This is a genomic window from Allobosea sp. LC85 (assembly GCF_000735605.1).
In the GTDB taxonomy this organism is placed as follows: domain Bacteria; phylum Pseudomonadota; class Alphaproteobacteria; order Rhizobiales; family Beijerinckiaceae; genus Allobosea.
In genome coordinates, this window is sequence record NZ_JPKG01000035.1 from 1 (window position 1) to 977 (window position 977).

General features: G+C 65.6%; 1 protein-coding gene. It reads right to left on the reverse strand.

From position 1 onward, the window contains the following. The coding region (locus FG93_RS18380; RefSeq protein ID WP_043236940.1) for an aldehyde dehydrogenase family protein at positions 1-977 on the reverse strand (977 nt) is incomplete at both ends.

Genomic DNA, 977 nt, shown 5'->3' on the forward strand with positions numbered 1-977 from the left:
GTCCAGGGCAGGGACCAGGTCTTGACGTTGGTGAAGCTCTTCATGGCTTCGACGACGCCCTCCTTGTAGCCGAGGCCGGAATCCTTGATGCCGCCGAAGGGCGACATCTCGATGCGGTAGCCGGGAACCTCCCAGAGATTGACGGTGCCGACCTCCAGCTCCGCGACAAAGCGCTGGATGTAGTCGAAGCGGTTGGTGCAGACGCCCGAGGACAGGCCATAGGCCGTCGCATTCGAGATCCGGATGACCTCGGCGATGTCGTCGGGCACGCGGATGATCGGGATCACCGGCCCGAAGGTTTCCTCATGCACCAGCTCGCAGGCATAGGGGATGCGGTCGACCACGGTCGGATGGAACAGCGCGCCCTCGGCCCGCTGGCCGTAGAGCACTTCGGCGCCCTTCGTCACGGCGTCGTCGACGCGCGCCTGGAAGAGGGCGGCCGAGCGGGCGTTGATGACGGTGCCGACATCTGTTTCCGGATCCATCGGGTTGCCGCATTTCAGCGTCTTCGCCTTCTCGACAACCAGTTTGGAGAAGGCATCGGCGACGCTCTCGACCACCAGGATGCGCTTCACCGCCGTGCAGCGCTGGCCGGAATTCTTGGTCGCACCGGTGACGGCTAGCTCGGCCGCCTTGTCGAGATCGGCGTCCTCCATGACGATCAGCGGGTCATTGCCGCCGAGTTCGAGCACGATGCGCTTGTAGCCGGCGGTGGCGGCGATGTGCTTGCCGACGCGCACCGAGCCGGTGAAGGTCACCAGATCGGCATCGGGGTCGGTGATCATCGCGTCGCCCATGGTCGAGGGGTTGCCGGTGACGACCGAGAGCATTTCGGGCGGCAGGCCGGCCTCGTAGAGCACATCGGCGAGCGCCAGCGCGGTCAGCGGCGTCAGCTCGGTCGGCTTCAGCACGAGGCGGTTATTCGTCGCGATCGCCGGCGCCAGCTTGTGGCTGACCATGTTGAGCGGGTGGTTGAA